Below are 26613 nucleotides of genomic sequence, written 5' to 3'. Positions count from 1 at the left end.
CAGCAGCCCAACTGGGGCCAGGACACCAGCGGCGGCCAGCCCCAGGAGGTCCCGCCCACCGGACGGCGCCGCGCCCGGCGCGCGCTGGGCGAGGCGCAGCCGGAGGGGCCCCAAGCCCAGGCCCAGGCCGGTCCGCCGCCCGCGGAGACCAGCGGGCGCCCACCCGCCCAGCAGTCGGCGCAGCCCCCCGCGCAGTGGCCCGACGCGCCCGCGCAGCCCCGTCCGCAGCCGCTGCCCGCCGAGGCCCCGCCGAACGCCGACACCACCCAGGGGCGCGCGATCAGCGTTCGCACCCTGGGCCAAGGGGTGCCGTTCGCCCAGCAGGTGGGGGAGCAGCCCCAGGGCAGGGCCGCACCGGGCCAGCCGCAGGGACGCCCGCCGCAGGGTCAGCCGCAGACGCCCTCGGGAGGCACCAGCACGGGGGGCGGCAGGCGGCGCAAGCTGGCCGCCCGGCCCGAGATGACGGACCAGGGCGGCTCGGCGGAACTTCAGCCGGCCTCCGGCAACCGGGCGCATCCGCACACCGGACCACAGCCCCATACCGGCCAGCCCACCCACGGCGGCCAGCAGCCCCGCACCGGACCGCAGCCGCACCCCGGTCCGCACCCCGGTCCGCAGACCGGCGCGCAGCCCCGCCCCCAGCCCGGGCCGGGGGCGCAGCCGCAGCGTGCGGTGGGTCCGTCGCAGGGCTCAGGCCGCACGTTCGCCATCGGCGCGCCGGACGAGGGCGCCGAGGGGCCGGAGCCGCTGGACGGGCCCAACGGCGCCGTCGAGATCGTCGACGACCGCACCCCGCCGCCCGACGACGAGCTGCCGCCGGAGCCGCTGGACAACCCGCGCCGCCTCCTGGTGTGGCCCGCGCCGGACATGTCCACCCAGCAGGCGCTGAGCGACCGCGGCTACCGTCCGGTGATCGTGAACTCCCGTGAGGAGGTGGACGCGCAGATCGCCGCGTACCCCGCGGCGCTGTTCGTCGACCCGCTGACCGGGCCGATCACCCGGACCGCGCTCCAGTCGCTGCGTACGGCGGCGGTCGCCGCCGAGGTGCCGGTGCTGGTGACCGCGGGGCTCGGCCAGGCGACCCGGGAGGCGGCGTACGGCGCCGACCCGGCCGTCCTGCTCAAGGCGCTCGCGCCGCGCGACAGCGAGCAGCATCCGTCGCGCGTGCTGCTGATCGAGGAGCACGAGCCGATCGCGATGGCGCTGACGGCGACGCTCGAGCGGCGCGGAATGCAGGTCGCCCGCGCGGCGACGGACGCGGACGCGGTCTCGCTCGCGGGCCAGATGCGGCCGAACCTGGTGGTGATGGACCTGATGCAGGTACGCCGCCGGCGGGCCGGGATCGTCGACTGGCTGCGCGGAAACGGACTGCTCAACCGCACCCCCCTGGTCGTCTACACCTCCGCGGACATCGACCCGGCGAATCTGTCCCGGCTGGCCTCGGGCGAGACGGTGCTGTTCCTCGCGGAGCGCTCGACGAGCGCGGAGGTGCAGTCGCGGATCGTGGACTTGCTTGCCAAGATCGGCACCAACTGACGTCGGCCAGAACCAACTGACGCCCGCTGCTGCCCTTACCGGCGTCGGACGGGCCCCGGGACCTCTTCCGGCCCCGGGGCCCGTCGGCGATACGCATGCTGGGCAAGGGCGTCAGCCCATCAGCAGCCCTCCACCTTGTATCGGCTCCCCCGGAGACCACGACGTCCACCTCGGCGGCCGGGGGCCGGCCCGCATCCCGACCCTGCTCGGCGGCGATCCGTTTCTCGGGTTACGGACTCCTTCGACATCGAGGACGGCGAGCCGCGGCGGTGGCTGACGTTCTCCCTCCGCGGCGTCGCCTCCTTACGGCGGCCGCGTTCGCCCACAGCGGCTCCCTTACGGTGGCCACCCCGCCGACGCCCCCGGAATCCGGCGTTCCTCAGCCCAGCGTGGTCACATCCAGCTCCCCGTCCGCGTACTGCTTTCGGATGACCTTCTTGTCGAACTTCCCCACGCTCGTCTTCGGCACCGCCGGGATCACCGCCCAGTGCTCCGGCAGCTGCCAGCGCGCGACCCGTTCGGCGAGGAAGGCCCGCAGACCCTCGTAGCCGACCGTGGCGCCGTCCGTAAGGACCACCGTGGCCAGCGGCCGCTCACCCCACTTCTCGTCCGGCACGGCCACCACCGCCGCCTCGGCGACCTCCGGGTGGCCCATCAGCTGGTTCTCCAGCTCGACCGAGGAGATCCACTCACCGCCGGACTTGATGACGTCCTTGGCCCGGTCCGTCAGCGTCAGATAGCAGTCGGGGCTGATGGTGCCGACGTCGCCGGTCTTCAGCCAGCCGTCCTCGGTGAACTTGTCCTCGGGGCGGAACGGCTCGCCGTCCGCCCCTCCGTAGTACGCGCCCGCGATCCACGGACCGCGTACCTCCAGCTCACCCGGCGTCTTCCCGTCCCACGGCACGGGTTCGCCGTCCGCCGAGATCAAGCGGCACTCGACGGACGCCGGGAAGCGGCCCTGCGTCAACCGGTACGGCCATGCCTCGTCCGCCGGGAGACCGCCCGGCGGATGGGCCACGGAGCCGAGCGGAGAGGTCTCCGTCATGCCCCACGCGTGGACGACGTGGATGCCGTGGCGCTCCCCGTACGCCTTCATCAGGGAGGGCGGACAGGCCGCGCCGCCGATGAAGACGTCGCGCAGACAGCTCACCTCCCGCGGCCTCGCGTCGAGCTCGGCGAGCAGCCCCTGCCAGACGGTGGGGACGGCGGCGGCGATGGTGGGGCGCTCGCGCTCGATCATCTCGGCGAGCGGCTCGGGCTGGAGGAAGCGGTCGGGCATGAGTATCGAGGCGCCCGCCATGAAGGCGGCGTGCGGGGTGCCCCACGCGTTGGCGTGGAACATGGGCACCACCGGCAGCAGGACGTCGCCGCCGGACATCCCGAACGACTCGGCGGTGTTGACCTGCATCGAGTGCAGATAGATGGAGCGGTGGCTGTAGGCCACGCCCTTGGGGTGCCCGGTCGTCCCCGAGGTGTAGCAGAGGGCCGCGGCCTGGCGCTCGTCGATCTCCGGCCAGGCGTAGCGCTGCGGCCTGCCTTCGATGAGCTCCTCGTACTCATGCACCCGGGCGGCGCAGCCGTCCAGGACGGAACGGTCGCCGGGGCCCGCGACCACGATGTGCTTCACGGTGGTGAGGGTGGGGAGGAGCGGGGCGAGCAGCGGCAGTACGGAGCCGTTGACGATGATCACGCGGTCGGCGGCGTGGTTCACGATCCAGGTGAGCTGATCGGCGGGCAGCCGGAGGTTGAGGGTGTGCAGTACGGCGCCCATGGAGGGGACCGCGAGATACGCCTCCAGGTGCTCGCAGTTGTTCCACATCAAGGTGGCCACGGCCTGCCCCGGCTCGACCCCGAGCTCATCGCGCAGCGCGTTCGCCAACTGGATCGACCGCACCCCGACCTCGTGGAAGCTGCGTCGCTGGGGCTCGCCCTCCCCGGTCCAGGTGGTCACATGGGCCGTGCGGCCGTGCACGAGGGTCCCGTGTACGAGGATGCGGGTCACGGTCAGCGGTACGTCCTGCATCGTGCTGAGCACCGGGGCCTCCAGGGGTTCCGGTTACGCGCGGGTAGAGGTTCCGCCGATTCTGCAACCGACCAGCTGGTATGTCACTACCCCTGGCCCGTCGGTCCCCCTGCCGCTTCCCCTGCGGTTGCGGCGGTCAGCCCCCGTCGGCCGCCGTCGCGTCGATCAGGCGATCATGCCGCGTGACCGAGTTCCGGGTCCTCCCGGAGCTTGCCGAGGGCGCGCGAGACCGCGCTCTTGACGGTGCCGACGGACACCCCGAGAACCTCCGCCGTCTGCGCCTCGCTCAGGTCCTCGTAGTACCTGAGGACGACCATCGCCCGCTGACGGTCCGGCAACCGCAGTACGGCCCGCCACAGCGCGTCCCGGAGCACCTGCCGTTCGGCGGGGTCCGGCGCGGGCACCATCTCGGGCTCGGGCAGCTCCTCGCAGACGAATTCGTCGATCTTGCGCTTGCGCCACTGCGAGGTCCGGGTGTTGACCAGGGCGCGCCGCACATAGCCGTCCAGCGCGTTGTGGTCCTCGATGCGCTCCCACGCCAGGTACGTCTTGGTCAGCGCGGTCTGTAGCAGATCCTCCGCGTCGCACGCGTTGGAGGTCAGCGAGCGGGCGGTGCGCAGCAGCACGGGCCCCCGCGCCCGTACGTACGAGGTGAACGACGGGAACGCGGCGGCGGAGACGCCTGTGCACACGGTCGTGGTCATGGCTCAACGCTAGGAGCGAGCAGGTCGGAGCGGATCGGCCATAAGTGCCGAAGGCGAATCAGCCTCAGGTTGTACGGGTGGTGCTGGCACCACCTCCTGCGGGGGGAGGGGGCGGTCCGGCGGTCAGGGTTCTTCCCGAGGGCGGCCCGCGTTCCCGCTGAGGACGGCCCCGCATTCCCCCGAGGGCGATCCCCCGTTCTTCCCGAGGGCGGCCCCACGGGTGCTCACTTGATGATCGCGACCGGTGCGTCCACCTTGTTGCGGTCGATGCGCAGCTTCCGGCCGCCGTGCGTCACATCGATGTTGCCCCGGTACTGGTGGATGCGGCGGTGCGGATTCCACGCGCTCTTGGCCAGCGTCGACTCCCCGTACAGCGTCGGCTTCCCGTTCCACCGCGCGAACCACATCACGGAGGGCAGGTCATGGACCCCGGCGCGGCGGGCCTGCTCCACATGGCGCACCCCGGACTCGGCGCTGCTGTAGAAGCCGGGGAAGAAGCCGCGCGAGCGGACCTCGCGGTTCCAGCCACGGATGAACGAGAGCGTCTTGGCCGCGCAGCTCGTCCGCTTCAGGTCGTACGCCTCCATGTCGAGGTAGAGCGCGCTGCGCTTCTTCAGGGAGAGCGCCTTGGCGCGCGCCACCGCGTCCTTGCCCTCCGCCTGCCCCTGGGAGAACGGCTTGCTGCCGATGGGCACATGCTTCTTGTTGGTGTTGCGGACACAAGGCGACTGGGATCCGACAAAGATGGGCAGCACCTGCCACTTCATGCTCTTGACGCCGCGCATCCAGGAGACGGTGAGGTTGGGCTGGCTGGCACAGGCGCGGCCGCGGCCCGCGTAGTAGACGCCGACGGCGCGGTAGCGGGAGCTGTTCCACGCGCGCAGGGTGGCGAGGGACGGCGCATGGCAGGTGTCGAAGGCCCAGCCCTTGAAGACCTTGGCGCCCAGGGGGCGGGGGTCGGGCAGGATCTCCGCCGAGGCGGCGGGGGTGGCACCGGCGATCGCGGTGGCCAGGGCCGCGGCCAGACCGGTGGCCCAGCCCGTGAGCTGCCATGTGCTCTGCTTACTTCGGGTCATATGACGAGTGAAGGTGGACCTCGGCGGCCCGCTACCGCCGACACGCGCGCGAGTCAGCCGTCTGCGCCGAGGAGAAGCCCGGATGTCGGTACCCCGGTGCCCGCGGTGACCAGGGTGCGGGCGGCCCCCGGCACCTGGTTGACGGAGCTGCCCCGGATCTGGCGGACGGCCTCGGCGATCCCGTTCATCCCGTGCAGATACGCCTCACCGAGCTGACCGCCGTGGGTATTGAGCGGCAGCGCGTCCTCGGCGACGAACCCGGCCGCCTCGCCGCGCCCGCAGAAGCCGAACTCCTCCAACTGCATCAGTACGAACGGCGTGAAGTGGTCGTAGAGGATGGCCACGTCGATGTCGGCCGGGGTCAGCCCGCTGCCGCGCCACAGCTGACCGGCGACCACCCCCATCTCGGGGAGGCCCGTCAGATCGTCACGGTAGAAGCTCGTCATCTGCTCCTGGCCGCGACCCGCGCCCTGCGCCGCGGCCGTGATCACGGCGGGCCGTCGCGGCAGGTCACGCGCCCGCTCCACGCTGGTCACCACGATCGCCTGGCCGCCGTCCGTCTCCTGACAGCAGTCGAGCAGCCGCAGCGGCTCGACGATCCAGCGGGAGGCGGCGTGCTCGGCGAGGGTGATCGGCTTGCCGTGGAAGTACGCGGCCGGGTTGGTGGCCGCGTGGCGGCGGTCGGTGACGGCCACATGGCCGAAAACCTCCGGTGTCAGCCCATAGGCGTACAGATAGCGCTGGGCGGCCATGGCGACCCACGATGCCGGGGTCAGCAGCCCGAACGGCAGCGACCAGCCGAGCGCGGCGCCCTCGGCGGACGGCTCGCGGTGCTGTACGCCGGAGCCGAAGCGGCGCCCGGAGCGCTCGTTGAACGCGCGGTAGCAGACGACGACCTCGGCGACACCGGTCGCGACGGCGAGCGCGGCCTGCTGCACGGTGGCGCAGGCCGCGCCGCCGCCGTAGTGCACGCGCGAGAAGAAGGTGAGATCGCCGATGCCGCACGCCTGCGCGACGGTGATCTCGGGGCTGGTGTCCATCGTGAAGGTGACCAGCCCGTCCACGTCGGCCGGGGTGAGCCCGGCGTCGTCCAGGGCCGCCTGGACGGCCTCGACGGCCAGCTTCAGCTCGCTGCGGCCCGAGTCCTTGGAGAACTCGGTGGCGCCGATGCCGACGATGGCGGCCCGGCCGCCCAGGGTGTCCGCCTTGCGGGCGCTCATCGGGGGGTGTCCGGGGTGGCGGGGGTGTCCGGGGTGGCGGGGGTGTCCGGGGTGGCGGGGGTGTCCGGGGTGGCGGGGGTGTCCGGGGTGGCGGGGGTGAGGGCGGTGGTGGTCTTTGGGGCGTCGCCGGGGAGCCGTACCGTGACCGTGCCGGTCACATGGTGGCCGATGCCGTTCTTACCGATGACGGCGACCTCCGCCATGCCCTCCGTGACCGAGGTGACCTGGCCGGTCAGCACCATCTCGTCGCCCGGGTAGTTGGGCGCCCCGAGCCGGATCGCGACCTTACGGAGCCGGGCCCGCGGCCCGAAGTGATCGGTGATGTACCGGCCGACCAGCCCATTGGTGGTGAGGATGTTCATGAAGATGTCCGGGGAGCCCTTCTCCTTGGCCGCCTCGGCGTCGTGGTGCACATCCTGGTAGTCCCGGGACGCGAGGGCACCGGCGACGATCAGGGTCCGGGTGATCGGGATGCGCAGCGGGGGCAGCTCATCGCCCGTACGCACCGTCATACGACCGCCTCGCCGCGTCATCCGTTACGCCTCCTCGCGTCATCCGTCACGCCTCCGCGCCCCGGAACACCGGCAGCTCCAGCTCCTCGTCCACGCGCAGGAACTCCAGCTCGACGGGCATGCCGATGCGCACCTTGTCGTACGGCACGCCGGTGATGTCGCTGACCATCCGCACGCCCTCCGCGAGCTCGACCAGGGCGACCGCGTAGGGCGGGTCGAAGGCGGGGAAGGGCGGATGGTGCATGACCACATAGCTGAACACCGTGCCGGCGCCGGACGCCTCGAACGTCTCCCACCGCTGGGAGCCGCACGCCCCACACCCCGGCAGCCAGGGGAAACGCGGGGTGGCGCAGTCCAGGCAGCGCTGGATGAGCAGCTGATGCCGGGCGACGCCCGCCCAGAAACCGGCGTTGTCGCGGTTGATGACGGGGCGGGGGCGGCGGGGACGGCCGGCGGTCGGCTCCGGCGTCCGCGTCGGCTCGGGCTTCCGTGTCGGCTCCGGCCTCGCCGCTTTCCTGGGCCGCGCGGGTGCGTACTTGAGGATGCGGAAGCGGTGGGTGCCGACCAGCTCCCCGTCCCCGGCGCGGACGTTCATGCGGGTGGTGACGAAGTACCCGGTGCCCAGCTTGGTGGCCTTGCGCGGTGACACCGACTCGATGACCGCGTCAAAGGTGACCCGGTCGCCGGGGCGCAGCGGCCGCAGATACTCCTGCTCGCAGTCGGTGGCCACCACCGAGGTGCAGCCCACGTCGTCGAGCAACGCCAGCAACTCGTCGTACGCCTCGGAGCGGGCCGAACCGCCGGGGTGCCCGGCCAGGCCGCCCATCGTCCACGCCTGGAGCATCGTGGGCGGTGCGACAGCCGGATAGGCGGGGTTGGTGTCGCCCATCGCCTCGCACCAGTGCCTGATCATGGGCTCGTTGACGGGGTCCCTGCCCGCGCCGCCGCTCGCGGCCGTGCGGCCCTCGTACGCCTTCAGCCGTCCGTACAGCTCGTCCGGGTCAACGTCCAGGTCATCACGCGTCATCGCTTCCCCTGCCGCATGTCTGCGCATGTCTGCCGTAGAAAGCAATCTGACTATCCGTCAGGTAAATCGACGCTGTCAAGAACGAACGCCGAAGCACGGCACACGCGCGGTCGCGCGGTGCCGTTGATACGCCACCGCGCGACCGTACGACCTCACCCGTCCCGTTTCGCTCAATGAATCACCACAGCTCACTCAGATCGATCGGACATCGCACTGCTTCGCACCGCTTCCGCGCCCCCGCGTTCCCGCGTTTCCCTTACGGCGCTCGCGAGGGCCCACGGTGGCGGCGACCTGCCCCCGCGCGAGCGGGCCAGGCCCCAGGAGCCGCACCCCACCCCGGACGCGGAGAACGGCGGCGCGGCGAAGGTACGGCCAGGGCCCATCCGGATGTCCGCCATCTCGATTCCTCCGACCCTCCGACTCTCCGGATCTCCGACTCTCCGGCTCCCGCGACTCCTCCCCGAGGCTCGGAAGGGTCGCGGAAGCAGAGTTGCCCACCGATTCCCGGACGATGCGCGCGGGCCATCGGAATTACCACGCAAGCATGATGAACCTGTTTTAAACGCCCCACGCACCCCCACTCCGCGCATCGCGCCGGTGCGCCCGGCGCGCCGCCCCACCCGGCCGTAAGGCGATCGCTACGAGAGATTCCGTTCCGCACAATTTCGGCCATCCTCGGCGACTTGCCGGGCCCTCTTCCCATTACCGAACACTTGTCCGAAAATGGGTGCCATGGCGAATCCCGCACTCGCCCATGCTCTTGCCCACGCCCTGACCGCCGCGGCCCACGGTTTCCGCGTGATCCCGCTGACCCGCGCGAAGCTGCCCGCCGTGCGCTCCCCGCACCACCACGACCCCGCACCGCTGCCATGTCATGGCGAATGCGGCCGACTGGGCCACGGAGTCCATGACGCCTCGGCGGACCCGGCCGCGATCCGCGCCCTGTTCGCCGCCGCCCCCTGGGCCACCGGCTACGGCATCGCCTGCGGATGCGCCCCGTACCACCTCATCGGCATCGACCTCGACCTCAGGGGCGTACGACCCGGTGAGCCGGGAACGCCCGGCGTGCCCCAGGGCCCCGGGGGAGCGGACGACACGGACGGTCGGCCCGAGAGGCCGGAGCGGACCGGGACGGCAGAGAGGGCCGAGGGGGCCGAGAGAGCCAGGACGGCCGAGGGAGCCGAGAGGTCCGGAACGGCCATGATGACCGGGCCGTCCGGAACGACCGGGGCGGCCGGGAGTCCCGGTGCAAGCCGTAAGGGCGGCACGAACGGTCTGGCCGCCCTCGTCCGGCTGGCCCGCGAGCATGCCTTCGCCATCCCCCGTACGGTCACCGTGCTCACCCCGAGCGGCGGCCGCCATGTGTGGCTGTGCGGCCCGCCCGGCCTCGCCGTCCCCAACTCCGCCGGCCGCCTGGCCCCCGGCATCGACATCCGGGGGCTGGGCGGCTATCTGGTCGGCCCCGGCTCCTACGCCTCGCACGGCAGCTATCGCCTCGCGCCCGGCTCCCCCGCCTGGGCTCCGGCCCCCGTACCGTCCGCCCTGTTGCGCCTGCTCACGCCCCCGCGCCCGGCCCCGCCCCGCTCGTACCGCCCCGGCCCGTCGTTCCCCGAGCCGCGTCCGGCCGCCCTGGAGGGGCTCGTACGGTTCGTCCGCGCCTCACGGGAGGGTCAGCGCAACGACCGGTTGTTCTGGGCCGCCTGCCGCGCCTACGAGACGGGCGCGGGCCCGGAGTTGGCCCCCGCCCTGATCGAGGCCGCGCTCGACACCGGCCTGCCCCCGCGCGAGGCCCGCGCCACCGTGGCCTCCGCGGCTCGCAGCGCCGCCCGCCACCTCCAGCCCCCGGACGCGTGTGCCTGACACCGACGCCTCGCACGGCTGATGTCCGGTATGCCCCCTGGGCTGGATGAACGGATCAGGGGCGGCAGACGTATCGCAGGACGCCAGAGGCGGCGCGATCCAGCGGTACACGGACGGTGAGCCGTGCGCTACGGGAACGAGGAGCACTATCGTGACCACGCGACGAGGCGCTCCGCACAGGAGCCGGAAGGCGCAGTAAGCGGAAGGCGCAGGGACCGAAACGCGTAGGAACCAGGCGGCGCGGGGACCGAACGGCGCAGGAACCACACGCCCACTCGCCGGTGCTTCCGCCCCCGAGGCGGACAGTGAAGGGGCTCCCGCTCCCCCCGTGATCGGTGCCCCGTGGCCGGTGCTCCGGCACCGGTGCTCCGTGACCGGCGCCCGGTGACCGGCCGACCGCCTCCGGCGCACCGGCACCGAGGCGCGATCAGGGGGGAGCATTGCACGAGCTCTACGCACAGGGGTGGTTCGCGGATGCCGTGTTACCCATAGGCGTCTGCGCGCTGGTCACCTGGATCTCGCTGGTCCACCGTTTCGCCGACAAGGGCCGTTTGCTGGGGACCGTAAGGTCCGCGTCGCTGTGCTGCGGCATCATCGCCTGCACCTGCGCGGCGGCGCTGCTCACCATCGCCCTGCTGTTGCCGCACGCCGCCGATGTGCCACCCGCCGTGGCAGCTGCCGCCGCGGGCGGGGCCCTGGCGCCTCGCGTCCGTCAGCAGCAGAACCAGCAGTCCACGCCGCCCTTCGTGGCCGTTATCACGCTGGGCATCGCGGTGCTGCTGAGCGAGCTGGAGCGGCGGCTGGTCCACGACATGTACCTCCACTGCCACCGCTTGGTCAGGGACTTCGAGAACGTGGCCCAGCTGCGCATGTTCGCCTTCGAGGCCCGCCTCCACCTGCGCGGCTGCGCCCCCGCGACCAAGGACAGGACGACGATCAACACCCTGTACGAGGAGGTGGACCAGCTCCTGGACGACGCGGCCAAGGTCGAGGCCGATATCGAGGCGAGGTGCCGGCAGCGCGAGGTCCAGGAGTTCCCGCCGGAGCTGCACGCCCCGACCCGGGAGGAGGCGGAGGACCGCCGTCAGACCCTGGCGATGGCCATGGACGCCTGCGTACGCATGCTGGAGTTCGGCTACCGCACCGGGAAGCGGAGCGGCGACCGCGAACTCGCGCGGCTGCGGGACGAGGCGCTGGCGGTACGTCCCCTCGCCACGACGGGCGCCTCGCACCCCTGACGTGGCGCCGCACGCCGCACACCACGGCGACGCCCGTCAGGGACGCACCCCGCATGTCCGACGCGCACGGATCCCTTCAGGGAGCGTAGACAAACGCGTCGGACCCATCGCCCAGCCCATGCGGCCGCCGAGCCCCGTCCTCCTTGGGCTCCACAAAGCTGATCTTGATGTCCAGCTCCAGCGCATCGGCCACGGCAGCGAGGCTGCGCAGCGTCAGATTCTCGTCCCCGGAGAGGATTTGGCTCACTCTTCCCGGGCTGACGTCCATCATCCGGGCGAGGTCAGTGCGGCTCATGCCACGCTTCCCCAGCAACCCTGCGACCTCCACAGTCGCCTGACGCGCCAACCGCGCCCCCGCGTGGTCGGCAGCCTCCGCCTTCGCACCTTTGCTCTTCCACGGCACGCTCAATCAACCTCCCAGCGCATGGTGCCGACCTCGGGCGTCGAACGCCCTCAGTGAAAGTTTCCCACCTTTAGCTACAACTAAAAGCCCACTTCCCGCCTTCCCACCCACCGCCCACCCCCCAAACAGCCGATCCCACGGTCCTGACCTGCACCAACACCCCACCCATACCTTTTCGGCCAGATCTGCCCACCCACCAGTCCCACCGAACGAACGACGACCCCCGTCCTCCGTCTCTACCATCCGCACCGTGCAGATCGACAACGCAAGGGAACTCGTGGACGAAGCCCCCTACGTACGCTTCCAGAGCCCGGTCCGCAACGAACGCGGCCACTTCTCCGGGGTATTCGGCCTGGTCAACGGCCTGGCGCGAAACGGAAAGCTGAGCGCTGAGCAGGAACGCTTCCGACGGACCAACAATGACTGGTACAACGCGGCCTATCCAGACCCCTCGACCGTGGACCCGGCGGTCTACGACCACGAGCTCCACCCCGGAGCGGCGGCCTGGTTCAAGCCCACGTCCCGGGACCTGATCAAGCGGGTGGACGGCTATCTGGAGATCCTCGCCGCCCATGGCATCGAGTGCCGGATGATCCGGTCGTCCAATGCCGGATGATCCGGTCGTCCAATCCGGGGAGGGTCGTCTACGAGGACGCGTACCAGATAGTCGTGGTGCCGCACAAGAGCAGCAACGGAGCCGACGAAGAGCCCGAGCAGTTGTGAAGTCGCCGCACAGCCGGCCCGGAAGTCCTTGTCCGGAAGCCCCCTGTCTGGAAGCCCCCCTGTCCGGAAGCCCCTGTCCGGAGGCCCGCACCTCACCCGGCTTCAACCTGCGGCTTGAGGGATATCGGCTCATCGGCGCCCGTCCGGCGGCCAGAGGCGGTGAAAAGTCTCCGGGATCACTTCAACGAAACACTTGAAGTCATGAATCCCCGAGACACCGATCCGCCCGGGGCGGAGCCTGCCCTCGAGACCCACGACACCACGGGAGGAGCCGCCTCCGCGCGACGGCAGTGGTCGACGCTGCTGGCCGTGAGCGCGGCCCAGCTCCTCGTCGTCCTGGACGGCACCATCGTGAACATCGCGCTGCCCTCCGCCCAGAGCGCACTCGGCATGTCCGACGCGAGCCGGCAATGGGCGATCACCGCGTACGCCCTGGCCTTCGGCGGTCTGCTGCTGATCGGCGGCAGGGTCAGCGGCGCACTCGGCCATCGCCGTACGTTCATCCTCGGCCTGGTCGGCTTCGCCGCTTCATCCGCACTGGGCGGTGCCGCCGTGAACCCCGAGACGCTCTTCGGGGCCCGTGCCCTGCAAGGCGTCTTCGCCGCCGTACTCGCGCCCGCCGGGTTGTCGTTGCTCAGTACGACGTTCGCCGAGCCGCGCGCACGCGGCCGGGCGTTCGGTGTGTTCGCGGCGGTCGGTGCCTCCGGTTCCGCCCTCGGCCTGGTCGCCGGGGGACTGCTGACCGAGTACGTCAGCTGGCGGGGGTGCCTGTACATCAACGTTCCTGTCGCACTACTCGGCTTGCTCGGCGCGACACGCGTCCCACCGGACCACCCCGTCCGCGGCGACGGGCGACTTGACCTCGCGGGCGCCCTGCTCAGCGCTGCGGGCTTCGCCACTATGGTCTACGCCTTCAACGAGGCCGAACCCCTCGGTTGGGCGTCGCCGAGGGTACTGACCCTGCTGACCGGCAGCAGCCTGCTGCTGGCCGCGTTCGCCGCCATTGAGGCCCGCGCCCCCCGCCCGCTGCTCCCGATGCGCCTGCTCCTGCACCGCGCCCGCGCCGGCGCACTCATCTCGATCGGCCTGATGTTCACCGCCATGTTCGGCTTCTACCTGTTCATGAGCTACTACACCCAGACCGTCCTTCGCTACTCACCGGTCCAGGCGGGCCTGACCCTGATGATCAACGCTCTGGCCGCCCTGATCGGCTCCACACTCATCGCCGGGAAGCTCCACGGACGCCTCGCGCCCGCGGCACTGATCCTCCCCGGCCTGATCACCGCGGCCTCGGGAATGTTCATCCTCACGCGCCTGACGCCACAGAGCACCCACGTCCTCCCGCTCTATCTGGCACCCGCCCTGGTACTCACCGGCCTCGGCCTCGGCTGCGTCATCCCCCCGACCGCCGCCCTGGCCACCGCCGGCACACGCCGAGCCGACATCGGGGCCGCATCGGCCGTCTACAACGCCTCCCAGCAACTCGGAGCCGCCCTCGGCACCGCACTCCTCAACACCATCGCCGCTGGCGCAACGGCGTCCTCCCTCTTATCAGCACGCCACACCACACCGAGCTCGGCATCCGTCCACGGCTACACCACAGCCCTGACCGTCGCCTTCGGCATCCTCCTCGCCGCCGCGTGCATCGCCGCGCCACTGACCACGACCCGCCGGTATCCGTGCACGAGCGGCCACGGCTCACCCGAGCCGTGAGTGCCAGTCAAGCGACACCCGCTAGCAATGGGTCAGGAGGCGGTCGGCGTCTCCTCCGGTTCCTCCGGATCGTGTCTGAGCACACGCGGGGACGCGAGGTGCGGGGCTGAAGCGGCGAGCCCGGAGGACCATCCGGCCGGTGCGCCCATACCGTCGGCGCTCGGGCAGCTGCTCCGAAGGCACCTGGACGAATAGGGGGCCGCCCCGGACGGGCGACTCTCCGCGCCGTGCGCGGCGGTCGGGTGCGCTCGACGGAGTACACGGAGGTCTGGCAGGACGCCCGGTGCGAGGCTCTTCCTTACACCGATTTCAACTCGCTGCTCGCCGAGGTGCCGTACGCGGCGCGGCACGCGGGTATCTCGCTGTGGATCAAGGCAGGCGTGGATCCGGTGGATGTCGCCCGGCGGGCCGGGCACAGCATCGCCGTGCTCTGGAAGTTCTACGCGAAGCTGCTGCGGGGCCAGCAGCACCGGGCGAACCAACTGATCGATGACACGCTCAACGCCACATCTGACGAGGAAGGGTGACGGAGTCGCAAAAGCTCCCAGGAGCTGCTTCTAGGCCAGCGTCGAGGCCCGTACGGCGCGCCTGTAGACCTCCGGTATTACCTGCGGTCCTCGTCCTCCCAAAGCAGACAGGCCACCCCGCTCCTTGACTTCAACTTAACTTCAAGTTCTACGGTGCCTGCACCAGCGATCATCCATAGGAGCACCGCATATGACGCCCCAGCAGATAGCCGATGCCGACCTCGCCGGACAACCGGCCGCGTACTGGACCGGATTGGCCTATGAGGCTCTCATCGCGTTCACCCGAGCCCAGATCGCCGAGCTCGGCCTCACCCAGCCCCAGTACTGGTTACTGCGCAATCTGTCGAAGCACGACATCTCCCCTGACGGCCACGGCATGACCATCCCCGAACTCCAGCAGGCCATGAGTTCCTACATCCGGGCTGAGGACGACCTGGAGACCGAGGCGAGCGTGCTGTTGGAGAGCGGCTGGCTCACTCGCGACGACGAGGGGCGGCTGTGGATCACCGAGTCGGGTGAGGACGCTCGCATCAGCCTCAAACAGCATGCGCCAGCAATCCGCGACCTCATCCATCAGGGCATCGACGACGCCGACTACGTCACAGCCCTGAAGGTGCTCCGGCAGATGATGCGGAACACCGGCAGCACCCTGGTCTAGCCATCCGGACATCGGTACTCGATCTGGCCGCAGGTTGGCCGCGCGCGCTGGTCAACGCTGGGATTCAGGTGGGACAGGGTGAGACAGAAAGCAGGTGGGAGGGGGCTCCGGATTTCCCGGAACCCCCTCCCACCTGCACTTTTCCTACCTGCGCGGAGGCTGAGGGATTTGAACCCTCGGTGACATCGCTGCCACGACGGTTTTCAAGAGGGCTGTAGCCAGAACGGCGACTACCGCTCTGACATGCACGAACGTCCCCTCTCACCGCCCAATGAAGGCTCGGTGGTCCACCAGGGGTCCACAGCGTCAATCGAACGGCTCAACAAGCAACGGTTCCGCCTTCAGACCTCTTGATCCCGAGCTACGGGCGGGGCGGTCGCTGGGATCTGCTCGGCTGGTCAGCCGGTCGGCCGGGGCCTGTGTCGATCGACTGTGGTTGTGGCCTGGCTATTGAGGCAGCCAGTTCACCAGTTCACCGAATCCGGGAGCCTGAGAGCGGTCCGATGGGTCAGGATGCTCCCGTGGATGCAGGGGTGTGGGTAGGCGCTGTGACTGGCCTTGCCGGTGCAGTGGTAGGCGCGGGAGGGTCGATTGGCGCGACGCTAGTTACTCAGCGTTATCAGCGGACTGAAGCTCGCAGAGAGCAACGGGAACGGCTCGCGACAGAGACCGCCGAGGCCATTTCGCGTGAGTTCGTCGCCCTTCACGAACTGGCCAGGAGCTACCCGGCCGAGGGAGCACCGGAAGACGTCATGAGGCCGTATCGCCTTAGGTCGAACGAACACCACAACAGCATCTTGTTGGCACTCCATCGGTTGCCGGACCGCGCGCTAGCGGAGCGCCTCGGAGATGTCGCGGTGGCGAGTGCGTTCGCCTTCCAAGGCAGTGAAGGCTCATACCAGGATCGTCGGCAGGGGGCTTTCAGCGTCCCTTATGAGGGGCTGAGCTGTCTGGGCGCCTTTCTCCGGGGCGACCCTCTGCCCCCGCCCACGAGCTACACACAGGTAGTTACGCGACGCCGTCGGGAGAACGAGGCTCAAGCGGCAAGCTCACCGGAGCGGGTCGGTGGAGGAGACCCACCACGTGCCCAGTGAAGGCAAGGCGTCCCACGGTTATCGGCCCAGTCGGGGTCCAGAGGCAAGCCCAGTTGCGATTGTCCTACCCTGCTAATCATGATCCGAGCTGTGGTGTTCGATGTCGGTGAGTGCCTGGTCGATGAGACGCGCGAGTACGGCACGTGGGCGGATTGGCTGGGGGTGCCCCGGCATACGTTCGCGGCGATGTTCGGCGCAGTGATCGCTCAGGGCCGGGACTACCGCGAGACGTTCCAGGTCTTCCGCCCCGGCTTTGACCTGTACGAAGAGCGGGGGAAGCGTGCTCGGGCCGGCCAGCCCGAGCACTTCGACAACAGCGATCTGTACGCGGATGTCCGTCCGACGCTGGCGGCGCTGCGGGACGCTGGTCTGTGGGTGGGCATCGCGGGCAACCAGACCGTGCGGGCTGGGGGCATACTGCGCTCGCTCGAACTCCCGGCCGACTTCATCGCCACGTCCGACGACTGGGGCGTGTCCAAGCCCGATCCGGCGTTCTTCTCCCACGTAGCGGACGCGGCTCCCTGCCCGGCCGAGGAGATCCTTTACGTGGGTGATCGGCTGGACAACGACATCCGCCCGGCAGACAAGGTGGGCATGAAGACGGCGTTGGTCCGGCGTGGGCCGTGGGCGACGATCCAGTGGGATGAGCCGGATGCCGTCGCGGTGCCGACCTTCCGCGTGCACAGCCTCGCCGAGCTGCCGGAGCTGGTAGCCACCCTCAGCGCTGAAGAGCGCTGACGGTCGTTCCCCAGCCGTACATGCGGTCGTCCAGGCTGCGGACGTACGGTTCGTCGCGCCATGCATGCAGCCGCTTGCGGACGTCGCGTATCCGGTCCATGCCGACGGCGTACCAGGTCACGCTGAGCTGATCGAGCGCTTCGTTGGCCCATCGGCAGGCTTCCTCTGGCCTACCGGCTGCGGCCTCCACGGCCGCCAGGTCGCCGAGGATGATGGTCCGCTGCTTGCCGTCGTCGGCAGGCAGGTTGTCGAGGACTCCCAGCAGCGTGGCCCGAGCCTGGGCCGTGTGTCCGGCGATCAGCTGGGTGTTGCCTTTGAACGCGGCGAGGCGGACGGGGCTGAACCAGTCCATCCACACCGGGCATGGCTCGTCCGTATCGCCTTCGGCCAGTACGCCTTCGGCGTGGGAGATCAGGCGCAGCGCCGTACGGGTGTCGTTGCACCGCGTCATGCATTCGGCCTCGACGGCGTCAAGCCAAGCCAGCATCATCGCGGGGGCGCTGCCCCGGCGGGCGTAGGCACGGGCAGCAGACATGCGCTCTTCGGCGTCTTCCCTGTGGCCCTCCCAGCCTGGGATAAACGCGGTATGCGCCAGGATCGCCGCTCCCAATAGCGCGTCATCGGCTTCCCCCGCGGCCTGGAGGCCACGCACAAACGCGTTGTTCGCGGCATTGGGCTGCTGGAGGTCGAAGAAGTCGATACGTCCGGCCAGCAGGTAGGACTCGGCGAGTGCGGCGGCCAGGGCAGTACGGCAGCGGCCGGTCGTCTCACCAATGAGCGCTGTGCCCAGACGTGTGTGCTCCACAACGGTGGCGTGGAGTTGGGAGGGCTGAACAGACCAGTACAGGCGTCGGTGAGCGGCCGTGATCGCGGCGAAGTCGCTGCCTACCGTGGCTGGTTGCGTGGCATTGCAGGCGGTGGGAAATGGCCCGGGGGCAGGTCCGATCGCTGGCGCTCCCGATGCTGCGACGGGCCGCCGACTGGCACCCTCCCGCGTCGAATTCGTTCCGTCCCACGGGGCGGTGAAGCCCAGTTCCTCGATGGACTGGCCCAGCAGATGTGTCAGTACCCGCTGAACGTCAGGCTGCGGCCATGGAGGATTCGCTGACTCCCAGCGGCGGACCTGGCGCACGCTGATCTGCAACGACCGTATGCCGAGCTGAGGAGCGGTGTTGCGGATCGCCTCCGCCAACGCTTCCTGAGACGCGTATCCCGCCGCCTGCCGGGCGGCCTTGAGCCGAACGTTTCCCACTGGCCTGGGCACTGGACTTCCTCACGGTTTCGATGGGGCTGGTCAGCTCCGCCAACGGTAGCTTTGAAGGGCCCATTTGGGGACCCTCACCTTTCTGACCTCGCTACTAGGTCCCATAGAAGTCCTCTTTGAGTCCTCTAAGCGGCCTTCATTGGGACGTCCTGTCACCCCACCATGTCTAAGGCCGAACAGACAGCAAACATGCGGGGTGAAGGCCATGAGCGCGGCGGTGCAACGCGCAGGCGAGCAGCACGACGAAGTGGACGTCGAGGAGATCAAGAGGACGATCGTCAACGCCTTAGTGACGCGGACGGTACTGCCGCCGTACGAAGAACTGCGCGACCTGCACAAAGCGTTGCTGGGGCACATTCATACGTTGATGCCGCTGGCAGAGAAGCGGATCGACCGTCTGAACCGGGGCACTGTGGCCTGGTACTCGAAGCGCAGCAGGTTGAACACCATCCCGCATGAGGTGTGTCAGGGGCTGGGCTCCGGCTTGCGGTCGGCTGAGTGGCACGTTCGGAGCCTCGGCTACACGTGTCAGTTCCTGCTCAACAACTCCGGTCTCGCCCAGGAAGGCGACGGGTGACCTAGAGACCGGGCGGGAGCTGCTGCCCATGGGAAGGACCCGCAGCTCCCGCCCTCCCTGGGCACGGTGACTACGCGGCGGACAACGCCCCGTTCGCCTCGTGGATGTCACCCACCACGCCCAGGAGCGGCGGACACTGCCCCGTCCGCCGTCAGCGGTCCGGCTCCCCATGCCCGCGCCCAACAGACGATCCGCGAGGCCGGGAGTCGGACCGCACAGCACAACAACCGCATACAGCAAAACCGGGCTACCCCTCAAAACCCTGGCAGGCCAAGGGGTAGCCCGGTCGGAAGTCCGTGATCAGGACCCCGGTGCCGATGGTACCGGGGTGGTTGTCGTACTCGTTTCGACGCCGCCCATTTCCGGGTGAGTTCAGGCGGAGCAAAGGGGTGGTGACGAGTGCGAGGCAGATACGGAGTGGCGGGCTCGATGGTGGCGGTCACCAGAGCGTCTACGACACACAGGTCGGCCACCGCGATACGGAAACCGACGCGGAGCGACCACGACGGCCTGAGCCACCGCGCGGCAGCAGCTGCTCCCCGCCCGCCAGGACCGGGCAGTTCGGTCTGCTCACGCACCCGCATCCGTGACGGCGACAGTACGGCGGCCGGCCACATCGGGCCAGAGCTGACGATCGGCATGCCCCCGGCCGGGCACCCCTCCCCTCCCCGCTGGCCGTTCCTACGCGCACAACGACGATGGCCGCAGTCGGCGGACGGCCGGTCATGTAAACCGCTCCGCGTAGCCGCCCCTCGACGGCTGGCAGGGCTGGACACGTGGCCTTGGCCGTGCTGCTACGTCGGCGCATCCGCTGCGGTCGGCAGGAGCTCTGTGGGAACTGTTCCAGATGCTGACTGTGTTAGGTGCGCTGCTGGTGTGGGGTGGCGCGCTGAGTGGCACGGGGGCGCCGCTGAGCGGGGCGGCAGACAGGAGCGGGCGGCGGCCACGGGCCGCCAGCGCGCGCGGCCCGCGCAAGCGGGCCGCCTTGATCCAGTAAAGAAACTCTGAACAGCTGCTTGTGCGCCTCCCCCGTCCGTCGCTGCGGACGCCTGATCGGGGAGGCACGAGTCAAGTGAGTCCAGTGCCACAGGGTGCGGCTGTCCCAATGGGGTCCGGCAATCCGGCTTGGAACGGGTGAGTAGGCATAAGCGACATAAACGGGGAGCACATGAACGCGCAGGAGTCGGCCGAGATCCTGGCTCGCCTCGATGAACTCGACAAGAAGATTGCCCAGCTGGAGGAGCTGGCTCGTCGGATTACCGAAAGTCTGACCGCTACCCCTTCTGCTGACGCTCGGTGAAGTTGGCTAGCTGCTGGAGGAACCCCATGAGGTCGTCAACCTTGGCGTTGAGGTCATCCAATCGGCCAGAGAGTTCCAGATACTCGGCACTGGGCATCTGCCGCTGACCTTCCGACCCGTCTGCCCCCAGGGCATCCCCCGACTCTGGGGGCAGCGGGTCAACAACGAAGTTCCCCCGCCCTGGCGTGGAGTAGATCAGCCCCTCGTCGCGGAGAACGCGAAGCGCAGACCTCGCGGTCATGTTCGCGATGTCGTACTTGGCTTCCAGGTCGCGAGAGGACGGGACCCGTTCACCCGGCTTAATGCGGCCGGTGCGGATCTGCTGGCGCAGTTCGTCAGCGACCAGCCGGTAAGGCGGAGTGTGGGCGTCCCTCGGCAGGCTCATAGCACGAGGGTAGCCCGCTTAGCCCACCCACCGCACTAGAACGCACGTTGCCGCACCCCCACACGAAGCGCGCTAGCTTACTCGCGGCACTGGTGCGCTATGCGCTTGACGCGCTAGCGCACATAGTGCACTGTTGGTCCCCTGCCGCACCGAGCGGCTACCGACCGAACAGGAGCAAGAAGCATGGCTATGACCCGTATTCGCGTGGGGCTGCTGCCCTCCACTCAGTTCATCGCTGGCACCCTCCCGGTGCCGAAGGTCAAGGACCCCAACACGGGTGAGGTCGCCACTGACCGTGACACCGGGGAGACCCTGCACACCCTGACCGTCTTCCTCATGGAAGAGGGCCGCGCCGAGCAGATGAAGATCACCGTTCCCGAGAGCGGCCTGCCGGGCGGTCTCCAGCCGGGGATGCCGGTGCGGGTGGCGGAGCTGTTCGCCACACCGTGGGCGCGCATCTTCAACGGCCAGTTGTCCGACGGTGTGGCCTACCGGGCGGCGGCGCTGGAGCTGGTCAAGTGACCGCCCCGACCGGACCGGAGCCGGTCTATCCGGTGGAGCCGGAGAGCGGGGATGACGACTCGCGGTTCACCAACGGCCTGCTCTTCGACGTGGCCAAGGTGATCGAGTCGCACGGCTACCCCAAGCTCGCCTCCGGCCGTGACCTGCTGGAACTGCGGATATCCCTCTACCGATTCCTCTACACGAACAAGGACTTGCTGTGACTGTGGGAGAAGTCATCGGGTTGGCCCCGGCGGTTGCCGGGGCGGCCCTGGCCCTGACCGGCATATGGGCCCTGTGGTGGCTGGTGCGCTACGTGCGTGCCGACACGATGACGCGGGCCAGCATGCGGCAAACCATCGGCGTACGGCGTCGCTGGCGTCGGCTGGCCCCGATGGTGGGACTGTCGGTGACGGACAAGAGGCCTCCGGCCGTGATCGTGGCGCCGGACGGGAAGGTGCCCAAGCCCCGGGTCCTGATCCCGAAGATCCGAGTGGCCGCCGACCGGTATGGCGTGCTGGTGCACGCCGTGTGCCTGCCGAAGGTGGGCCTGGCGGAGTTCCAGCGGGCGGCGCCGTATCTGGCGGATGCGTGGCGGTGCACGCGGGTTTCGGTCCTGCCCGATCGACCGGGGTCGCTGGTGATCCGTGGGGTGCGGGTTGATCCGCTGATCGTCCCCACCGAGCACACGCCGTCTGGGGCCGTGCCGGAGGATCTGGCGGTGTGGGATCTGGGCCTGGACGAGTACGCGCAGCCCGTGAGCGTCAGCCTGGCCAACGTGCCCGGTGTCACCGTGGCCGGGCTGCCCGGCTTCGGTAAGACGTCTCTGGTCAACCGGTTCATCTGCGATACGGCGCCGTCCGATGCGGTGCAGTACGCGGTGGCCGACGGCAAGGTGACCTCATCCCATGAGGGCGACTACGCCGATCTGACCGAGCGGATCTTCGCGTTCGTCGGTGACGATCTCGAAGAGGCCAACGCCCTGTTCACGCGGCTGGTGAAGCTCCGGCGGGACCGGTCGGCGTCCATCCGGGCCCTGCTGGGCGTGAAGAACATGTGGCACCTCGGACCCTCGGCCGCCTGGCCGTTGACCGTGCTCATCGTGGACGAAGCGCACACCTACTTCCGCGACTACAAGGGATCGGACACCCGGACGAAGAAACTGGCCGCGCTTGCCGCTGAGAACGCGCGGCTGGTGGAGGACCTGGTGAAGAAGGGCCGCAACGTCGGCATCCTGGTGATCATCGCGACGCAGAAGGCGACCGGGGATGCCATCCCCACCTTCATCCGGGACGTGTGCCCAGTGGGCCTGTCCTTCGCCCAGAAGACCGCCGAAGCGGCCGTGGTCGCGCTGGGGGAGGACATCCGGAACTGGCCGGACGCCAGCCCGACCGCGCTCCAGGACCCGGCCTATGTCGGGGTGGCGGCCATGGCTCACCAGGGGCGGCCCGGCTTCGCCCGCATCCGCACCCCCTACGTCGCCGACGCGGACGCTGCCCGTATCGCCGCCGACACCGCGCACCTGACCTGCGACCCCGCCGAGCTGCTGGAAGAACTGGCGGTCTCCGCGATGCACGTGGACGACCCGTTCACCAAGAAGGATGCAGCCTGACCCGTTCCCCGGCCCGCTCGTCACGAGATCTGGAAGGAGGTGAATCCCTCATGTCTGAGGACCGGATCACTCAGCGCACGGTGACCGTGGTCATGGGCATCATCGCGGGCCTGGCCTTCGTGTTCTCCTTCGGCAACGTCTGGGCCCTGGCCCTGCGCCTCGGCGTCCCCGGCCCCATCGCACCGCTGATCGCGCCGATGGTGGACCTGTCCGTCGTCGGCCTCCTGGTCGCCCTGCGGTACCTGTCCCTGCGCGGCGTCCCGGCCGAGCAGATCAAGGGCGCCACTCGGCTCATGCACGTGTCAGGGCTGCTGACTCTGGCTCTCAACGTCGCCGAGCCGATCGTGGCCGGGCACTACGGCCGGGCCGCCGTGGATGCGGTCGCCCCGCTCCTCCTGCTGGGCTGGGGAGCTGTCGGCCCGCAACTCCTGCGCCACTTCCACACCGTCGCCCACACCATCGCGACCCCGGCCCCGGCCGCGCCTGACGCTCCGATCGAGAAGGCACCGGCCCCCGCGCCGGAGCCTGCCCCGGCCCCCGAACCGGTCACGCCGAAGCCGGAGACTTCCCCGGCGGTCACAGTGCCCGTGCCGCTGCTGAACGCGGCCCGCACCATCGCCGACACCTACCGGGCCGAACATGGCGAGCTCATCACCCCGGCTCAGCTCCGGACCCGCCTCGGCGTCGCACTGCCGCTGGCCAGCGCTGCACACGCCCAGCTCTGACCCCGTGCCGGCCGTCCCGGCAACCCAGAAACCCCCGCCCCGACCGGGCCGGATTCGTCATGCCCCGAGCAGCACCCGCACCCCTGGCCCAGTGCTGCCCGGGGCCCCTCTTCCCCGAAAGGACACCTCACCCGTGAAAGCCCCCCTGGACCTGCGCCACGTGGCGAGCCTGGCCCTGCGGGACCTCATCGAACTTGCCCACCTCCCCGACTTCGACCGCGTCCACGACCAGATCAACCGAATCCGCGGCTGCACCCGCCCGGTTCAGCTCGTCGGCTCCACCGAAACCCGCGACACAGCGACGGACACCATCGTCCGCTCGTACAGCACCGCCGACGAACCCACGGGGCGGCTGCTGACCGCCTGCGGCAATCGCCGCTCCTCCCGCTGCCCGTCCTGCTCGCGCCTGTACGCGGCCGACACCTACCACCTGGTCAAGGCCGGGCTCTCCGGCGGCAAGAGCGTGCCGGAGACCGTGCGCACGCACCCGCGCCTGTTTGTCACGCTGACCGCTCCGTCGTTCGGGCCGGTGCACAACCGCCGCACCACCGACGCGGGCGAGAACCTGGCCTGCCGCTGCGGCACCCGCCATCCGGCCGATGACCCCGCGTTGGGCACCCCGCTGTCCCCGGCCACCTACGACTACACCGGCGCCGTGCTCTGGAACGCCCACGCCGGAGCTCTCTGGGCACGCTTCACCACCTACCTGCGCCGTGAGCTAGCCGCGCACCTCGGCATGACGCAGAAGGCGCTGAACGCGGCTCTGCGGGTCTCCTTCGCCAAGGTCGCCGAGTACCAGCGGCGCGGCCTGGTCCACTTCCACGCCGTGATCCGCCTCGACGGCCCCGAGGGCAGCAACGAGCCCCCGCCCCGATGGGCCACCGCCGACGCCCTCACCCACGCGGTCAAGACAGCACATGGGCGAGTCGTACTCACTGCGGCTTCCGACGCCATCGGTGAACGCGAACTCACCTGGGGCGATCAGCTCGACATCCGCGAGATCGCGGCCCTGGGTGGCGGTGAACTGACCGATCAGAAGGTCGCCGCCTACGTCGCCAAATACGCCACCAAGAGCGCCGAGGACTCCGGCACGGTAGACCGCTCCCTGCGCTGCCCCCACTGCACCGGACGCGGCTACCAGCGCGGCCCCGACGGCTTCCGCGACTTGTGCGACCAGTGCGAAGGCACCGGACAGTCCGAACCCATCGCGGACCTGCCCGTGCACAGCCACGTCCGCCAGATGATCCGCACCGCCTGGAACCTCGGCCACCTCCCCGAATTCGCCGAACTCAAGCTCTGGAAGTGGGCCCACATGCTCGGCTTCCGAGGCCACTTCTCCAGCAAATCCCGCCGCTACTCCACCACCCTCGGCGCCCTCCGCGAGATCCGCCGCACCTGGCGCACCGAACAAGCCCGCACCGCAGACGACCAGCCCGAGCTGCCCGAGGAAACCACCCTCGTCGTCTCCCACTGGCAATACCTCGCCTCCGGCTACAGCCCCGGCGAAGAACTCCTCGCCGCACAGGTACGCCACGACATCACCCAATCCGAACGCCTCAAGACAGAAGGGAACCCCTGGCTGTGAGCCCGTCCCACTCCACTCGTTCCGACACGCTGACGCTGGTCGAAGTGCTCGATGAGATCCGGATGTCGCGGGCGGCCTTCTACCGGATGCGCGCCCGTGGCCTCGCGCCCAAGTGCTTGAAGCTGCCCAACGGGCAGATACGCGTGCGTCGTTCCGACCTGAACGCCTGGCTGGAGCACTGCGAGGTGCCCGCGTGCTGACGTACGACGTCCAGATCTGGAGCATCCGTAAGCGCGCGAACCGCGCCAAGCCGTATCAGCTCCGTTGGCGCGTCGGCCCCCGACCGCATTCCAAGAGCTACACCCTGAAGGCACAGGCCGACGGGCGCCGCGCCGAGCTGCTGACCGCGCTGCGGCAGCGGGAACAGTTCGACGTCGATACCGGGCTTCCCGCGTCAGAACTCGCAGACCAGACTTCTCCGACCTGGTACGAGCACGCGTGCGCCTACGCCGTGATGAAGTGGCCGGACGCATCGGCCAAGCACCGGGCGGGCATCGCTGACGCGCTCGCCACGATCACACCCGAGCTGGTGACCGACAAGCGTGGTGCGCTGGACAAGAAGGTGCTGCGGCGGGCCCTGTACTCCTGGGCTTTCAGTATCCGCCCGGACGACAACGGCACTCTGAAGCTGCGGGCCGAGGTGGAAGAGGCGCCGGAAGAGGTCGCGGCGGCACTCCGGTGGATCGCTCGGAAGTCGGTGAAGGTGACCGACCTCAACACGCCTTCCGTGCTGCGCTCCGCTCTGGAGGCGCTGAACCTGAGGCTCGACGGCAAGCGGGCCGCAGAAAACACGATCCATCGGAAAGAGACCGTGTTCAGCAACTGCCTGCGGTACGCGGTGGAGCGGGAGGCGCTGGCGTCCCTGCCCTTGGGCAAGGTGGACTGGAAGGCTCCGGAGACAGATGACGAGGTCGATTTCCGGTTCGTGCCCGGTCCTCGCCAGGCTAAAGCCCTGATCGCTGCTGTCGGCGCACAGGGGCAACGCGGTGGGCACCTCCGGGCCTTCTTCGGCTGTCTCTACTACGCGGCCATGCGTCCCGCTGAGGTGACAGACCTGCGCGTGTCGGCGTGCACGCTGCCGGACGAGGGTTGGGGCGAACTGGTGCTGTCCGGCAGTACTCCCCGTGTCGGCTCCGCTTGGACGGACAGCGGGGAGTCGTTCGACTCCAGGGGTCTCAAGCGACGCGCCCGTAAGGCGACTCGCTCCGTGCCTATCCCGCCCGTCCTGGTGCGCCTCCTGCGGGCTCACATCAAGGAGTACGGCGCAGCGGACGACGGCCGTCTATTCCGCGCTCACAGGGGCGGCCACGTCCTTTCGAAGGAGTACGGCGAGATCTGGCAGAAGGCCCGTGATGCGGTGCTCTCGCCCGAAGAGGCGGCCTCGCCCCTGGCGGAAGTGCCGTACTCGCTCCGGCACGCGGGGGTCTCGCTCTGGCTTGAGTCGGGCGTCGCCCCGGCCGAGGTCGCCCGGCGCGCGGGCCACAGCATCGCGGTGCTGTTCCGGTTCTACGCCAAGGCCATTCACCGCAACCAGCAGCGATCGAACGAGCAGATCGAACGATCGCTGGACGCGGCGGAGAAGGACGAGGCTGCAAATGATGCGGACTCTTGA

The 26613-nt window shown here is 69.7% G+C and carries 25 protein-coding genes and 1 pseudogene; 17 read left to right on the top strand and 9 right to left on the bottom strand.

All coding sequences use genetic code 11. The features are described 5' to 3' along the window. On the top strand, nt 1–1536 hold a 1536-nt coding region (locus tag ABD329_RS11820; RefSeq protein ID WP_486388698.1), incomplete at its 5' end, for a response regulator transcription factor. A 379-nt stretch (nt 1537–1915) separates the two neighbouring features. Here the strand turns inward: ABD329_RS11820 and ABD329_RS11815 are convergent. The 6 genes from ABD329_RS11815 to ABD329_RS11790 form a co-directional block, all read right to left on the bottom strand. Further along, entirely contained in the window at nt 1916–3571 is a 1656-nt protein-coding gene (locus ABD329_RS11815; RefSeq protein WP_198281318.1) for a long-chain fatty acid--CoA ligase, read from the bottom strand. Nucleotides 3572–3732: 161 nt separating this feature from the next. After that, entirely contained in the window at nt 3733–4263 is a 531-nt protein-coding gene (locus ABD329_RS11810; protein ID WP_198281317.1) for a SigE family RNA polymerase sigma factor, read from the bottom strand. A 224-nt stretch (nt 4264–4487) separates the two neighbouring features. After that, the gene (locus ABD329_RS11805; RefSeq protein ID WP_344316313.1) at nt 4488–5339 is read right to left on the bottom strand and encodes a DUF1906 domain-containing protein; all 852 of its coding nucleotides are present in this window, start codon (nt 5337–5339) and stop codon (nt 4488–4490) included. Between the two features lie 53 nt (nt 5340–5392). Beyond that, nucleotides 5393–6559 (bottom strand): lipid-transfer protein, encoded by a 1167-nt coding sequence (locus ABD329_RS11800; protein ID WP_198282389.1) that lies wholly within the window; start codon nt 6557–6559, stop codon nt 5393–5395. Next, nucleotides 6556–7071 carry a MaoC family dehydratase gene (locus ABD329_RS11795; protein WP_425574316.1) on the bottom strand — a complete coding sequence of 172 codons (516 nt, stop codon included), beginning with the start codon at nt 7069–7071 and terminating at the stop codon, nt 6556–6558. Before ABD329_RS11795 ends, ABD329_RS11800 begins: the two co-directional genes overlap by 4 nt. A gap of 46 nt (nt 7072–7117) precedes the next feature. Beyond that, nucleotides 7118–8098, bottom strand: a complete 981-nt coding sequence (locus ABD329_RS11790) for a bifunctional MaoC family dehydratase N-terminal/OB-fold nucleic acid binding domain-containing protein (RefSeq protein WP_198281988.1) — start codon at nt 8096–8098, stop codon at nt 7118–7120. 732 nt (nt 8099–8830) lie between these two features. Between ABD329_RS11790 and ABD329_RS11785 the strand changes: the two genes are divergently transcribed. After that, the gene (locus tag ABD329_RS11785; RefSeq protein WP_425574315.1) at nt 8831–9958 is read left to right on the top strand and encodes a bifunctional DNA primase/polymerase; all 1128 of its coding nucleotides are present in this window, start codon (nt 8831–8833) and stop codon (nt 9956–9958) included. 440 nt (nt 9959–10398) lie between these two features. Then, the gene (locus tag ABD329_RS11780; protein ID WP_198282250.1) at nt 10399–11196 is read left to right on the top strand and encodes a hypothetical protein; all 798 of its coding nucleotides are present in this window, start codon (nt 10399–10401) and stop codon (nt 11194–11196) included. 76 nt (nt 11197–11272) lie between these two features. On the opposite strand, the gene ABD329_RS11775 is transcribed toward ABD329_RS11780, so the two are convergent. Beyond that, the gene (locus ABD329_RS11775) at nt 11273–11524 is read right to left on the bottom strand and encodes a helix-turn-helix domain-containing protein (protein ID WP_344316319.1); all 252 of its coding nucleotides are present in this window, start codon (nt 11522–11524) and stop codon (nt 11273–11275) included. A 352-nt stretch (nt 11525–11876) separates the two neighbouring features. Between ABD329_RS11775 and ABD329_RS11770 the strand changes: the two are divergent. The 5 genes and pseudogenes from ABD329_RS11770 to ABD329_RS11750 all read left to right on the top strand — a co-directional run bounded on the left by ABD329_RS11770 (nt 11877) and on the right by ABD329_RS11750 (nt 17052). Further along, a pseudogene (locus ABD329_RS11770) lies at nt 11877–12322 on the top strand (hypothetical protein). A gap of 201 nt (nt 12323–12523) precedes the next feature. Continuing rightward, the gene (locus ABD329_RS11765) at nt 12524–14035 is read left to right on the top strand and encodes an MFS transporter (protein ID WP_198280416.1); all 1512 of its coding nucleotides are present in this window, start codon (nt 12524–12526) and stop codon (nt 14033–14035) included. A 227-nt stretch (nt 14036–14262) separates the two neighbouring features. Next, a complete protein-coding gene (locus tag ABD329_RS11760; protein WP_198280415.1) occupies nt 14263–14562 on the top strand; it encodes a hypothetical protein in 300 nt (99 codons plus the stop codon). Nucleotides 14563–14752: 190 nt separating this feature from the next. After that, entirely contained in the window at nt 14753–15220 is a 468-nt protein-coding gene (locus ABD329_RS11755) for a MarR family winged helix-turn-helix transcriptional regulator (RefSeq protein WP_198280414.1), read from the top strand. 1172 nt (nt 15221–16392) lie between these two features. Further along, nucleotides 16393–17052 (top strand): HAD family hydrolase, encoded by a 660-nt coding sequence (locus tag ABD329_RS11750; RefSeq protein WP_198280413.1) that lies wholly within the window; start codon nt 16393–16395, stop codon nt 17050–17052. Here the strand turns inward: ABD329_RS11750 and ABD329_RS11745 are convergent. Then, nucleotides 17033–18316 (bottom strand): helix-turn-helix domain-containing protein, encoded by a 1284-nt coding sequence (locus ABD329_RS11745; protein ID WP_198280412.1) that lies wholly within the window; start codon nt 18314–18316, stop codon nt 17033–17035. The genes ABD329_RS11750 and ABD329_RS11745 overlap by 20 nt on opposite strands. 205 nt (nt 18317–18521) lie before the next feature. On the opposite strand from ABD329_RS11745, the gene ABD329_RS11740 reads away from it, so the two are divergent. Continuing rightward, the gene (locus tag ABD329_RS11740) at nt 18522–18893 is read left to right on the top strand and encodes a DUF6415 family natural product biosynthesis protein (RefSeq protein WP_198280411.1); all 372 of its coding nucleotides are present in this window, start codon (nt 18522–18524) and stop codon (nt 18891–18893) included. A gap of 1168 nt (nt 18894–20061) precedes the next feature. After that, nucleotides 20062–20193, top strand: a complete 132-nt coding sequence (locus ABD329_RS11735; protein WP_281404691.1) for a hypothetical protein — start codon at nt 20062–20064, stop codon at nt 20191–20193. On the opposite strand, the gene ABD329_RS11730 is transcribed toward ABD329_RS11735, so the two are convergent. Beyond that, on the bottom strand, nt 20168–20578 hold the full coding sequence (locus ABD329_RS11730) for a GntR family transcriptional regulator (protein WP_198279906.1): 411 nt from the start codon (nt 20576–20578) through the stop codon (nt 20168–20170). The two genes, ABD329_RS11735 and ABD329_RS11730, sit on opposite strands and share 26 nt — an antisense overlap. Nucleotides 20579–20761: 183 nt before the next feature. On the opposite strand from ABD329_RS11730, the gene ABD329_RS11725 reads away from it, so the two are divergent. The 7 genes from ABD329_RS11725 to ABD329_RS11695 all read left to right on the top strand — a co-directional run bounded on the left by ABD329_RS11725 (nt 20762) and on the right by ABD329_RS11695 (nt 26613). Then, complete coding sequence (locus ABD329_RS11725; RefSeq protein ID WP_198279907.1) at nt 20762–21100, top strand: SCO3933 family regulatory protein; 339 nt, start codon at nt 20762–20764, stop codon at nt 21098–21100. After that, nucleotides 21097–21303, top strand: coding sequence for a hypothetical protein (locus tag ABD329_RS11720; protein ID WP_198279908.1), 207 nt, complete (start codon nt 21097–21099; stop codon nt 21301–21303). The genes ABD329_RS11725 and ABD329_RS11720 overlap by 4 nt, the downstream gene beginning before the upstream one ends. Beyond that, a complete protein-coding gene (locus ABD329_RS11715; protein ID WP_198279909.1) occupies nt 21300–22691 on the top strand; it encodes an FtsK/SpoIIIE domain-containing protein in 1392 nt (463 codons plus the stop codon). The genes ABD329_RS11720 and ABD329_RS11715 overlap by 4 nt, the downstream gene beginning before the upstream one ends. Nucleotides 22692–22741: 50 nt before the next feature. Then, nucleotides 22742–23416 (top strand): DUF2637 domain-containing protein, encoded by a 675-nt coding sequence (locus ABD329_RS11710; protein WP_198279910.1) that lies wholly within the window; start codon nt 22742–22744, stop codon nt 23414–23416. 133 nt (nt 23417–23549) lie between these two features. Continuing rightward, nucleotides 23550–25001 carry a YuiA family protein gene (locus ABD329_RS11705; RefSeq protein ID WP_198279911.1) on the top strand — a complete coding sequence of 484 codons (1452 nt, stop codon included), beginning with the start codon at nt 23550–23552 and terminating at the stop codon, nt 24999–25001. Continuing rightward, a complete protein-coding gene (locus tag ABD329_RS11700) occupies nt 24998–25201 on the top strand; it encodes a helix-turn-helix transcriptional regulator (protein WP_309142856.1) in 204 nt (67 codons plus the stop codon). The genes ABD329_RS11705 and ABD329_RS11700 overlap by 4 nt, the downstream gene beginning before the upstream one ends. Then, nucleotides 25195–26613, top strand: coding sequence for a tyrosine-type recombinase/integrase (locus tag ABD329_RS11695; protein WP_198279912.1), 1419 nt, complete (start codon nt 25195–25197; stop codon nt 26611–26613). The genes ABD329_RS11700 and ABD329_RS11695 overlap by 7 nt, the downstream gene beginning before the upstream one ends.

Source organism: Streptomyces javensis, from assembly GCF_039525925.1.
Classification (GTDB): Bacteria; Actinomycetota; Actinomycetes; order Streptomycetales; family Streptomycetaceae; genus Streptomyces; species Streptomyces asiaticus.
This window is presented reverse-complemented; position numbering and strand designations above follow the sequence as displayed.

What these genes read in the sequence shown, in the direction of transcription:
- ABD329_RS11735 (WP_281404691.1), top strand. Translation starts at nt 20,062, where the DNA reads ATGAACGCGCAGGAGTCGGCCGAGATCCTGGCTCGCCTCGATGAACTC.
- ABD329_RS11785 (WP_425574315.1), top strand. Translation starts at nt 8,831, where the DNA reads ATGGCGAATCCCGCACTCGCCCATGCTCTTGCCCACGCCCTGACCGCC.
- ABD329_RS11765 (WP_198280416.1), top strand. Translation starts at nt 12,524, where the DNA reads ATGAATCCCCGAGACACCGATCCGCCCGGGGCGGAGCCTGCCCTCGAG.
- ABD329_RS11805 (WP_344316313.1), bottom strand. Translation starts at nt 5,339, where the DNA reads ATGACCCGAAGTAAGCAGAGCACATGGCAGCTCACGGGCTGGGCCACC.
- ABD329_RS11750 (WP_198280413.1), top strand. Translation starts at nt 16,393, where the DNA reads ATGATCCGAGCTGTGGTGTTCGATGTCGGTGAGTGCCTGGTCGATGAG.
- ABD329_RS11730 (WP_198279906.1), bottom strand. Translation starts at nt 20,578, where the DNA reads ATGAGCCTGCCGAGGGACGCCCACACTCCGCCTTACCGGCTGGTCGCT.
- ABD329_RS11755 (WP_198280414.1), top strand. Translation starts at nt 14,753, where the DNA reads ATGACGCCCCAGCAGATAGCCGATGCCGACCTCGCCGGACAACCGGCC.
- ABD329_RS11710 (WP_198279910.1), top strand. Translation starts at nt 22,742, where the DNA reads ATGTCTGAGGACCGGATCACTCAGCGCACGGTGACCGTGGTCATGGGC.
- ABD329_RS11810 (WP_198281317.1), bottom strand. Translation starts at nt 4,263, where the DNA reads ATGACCACGACCGTGTGCACAGGCGTCTCCGCCGCCGCGTTCCCGTCG.
- ABD329_RS11725 (WP_198279907.1), top strand. Translation starts at nt 20,762, where the DNA reads ATGGCTATGACCCGTATTCGCGTGGGGCTGCTGCCCTCCACTCAGTTC.
- ABD329_RS11795 (WP_425574316.1), bottom strand. Translation starts at nt 7,071, where the DNA reads ATGACGGTGCGTACGGGCGATGAGCTGCCCCCGCTGCGCATCCCGATC.
- ABD329_RS11800 (WP_198282389.1), bottom strand. Translation starts at nt 6,559, where the DNA reads ATGAGCGCCCGCAAGGCGGACACCCTGGGCGGCCGGGCCGCCATCGTC.
- ABD329_RS11790 (WP_198281988.1), bottom strand. Translation starts at nt 8,098, where the DNA reads ATGACGCGTGATGACCTGGACGTTGACCCGGACGAGCTGTACGGACGG.
- ABD329_RS11740 (WP_198280411.1), top strand. Translation starts at nt 18,522, where the DNA reads ATGAGCGCGGCGGTGCAACGCGCAGGCGAGCAGCACGACGAAGTGGAC.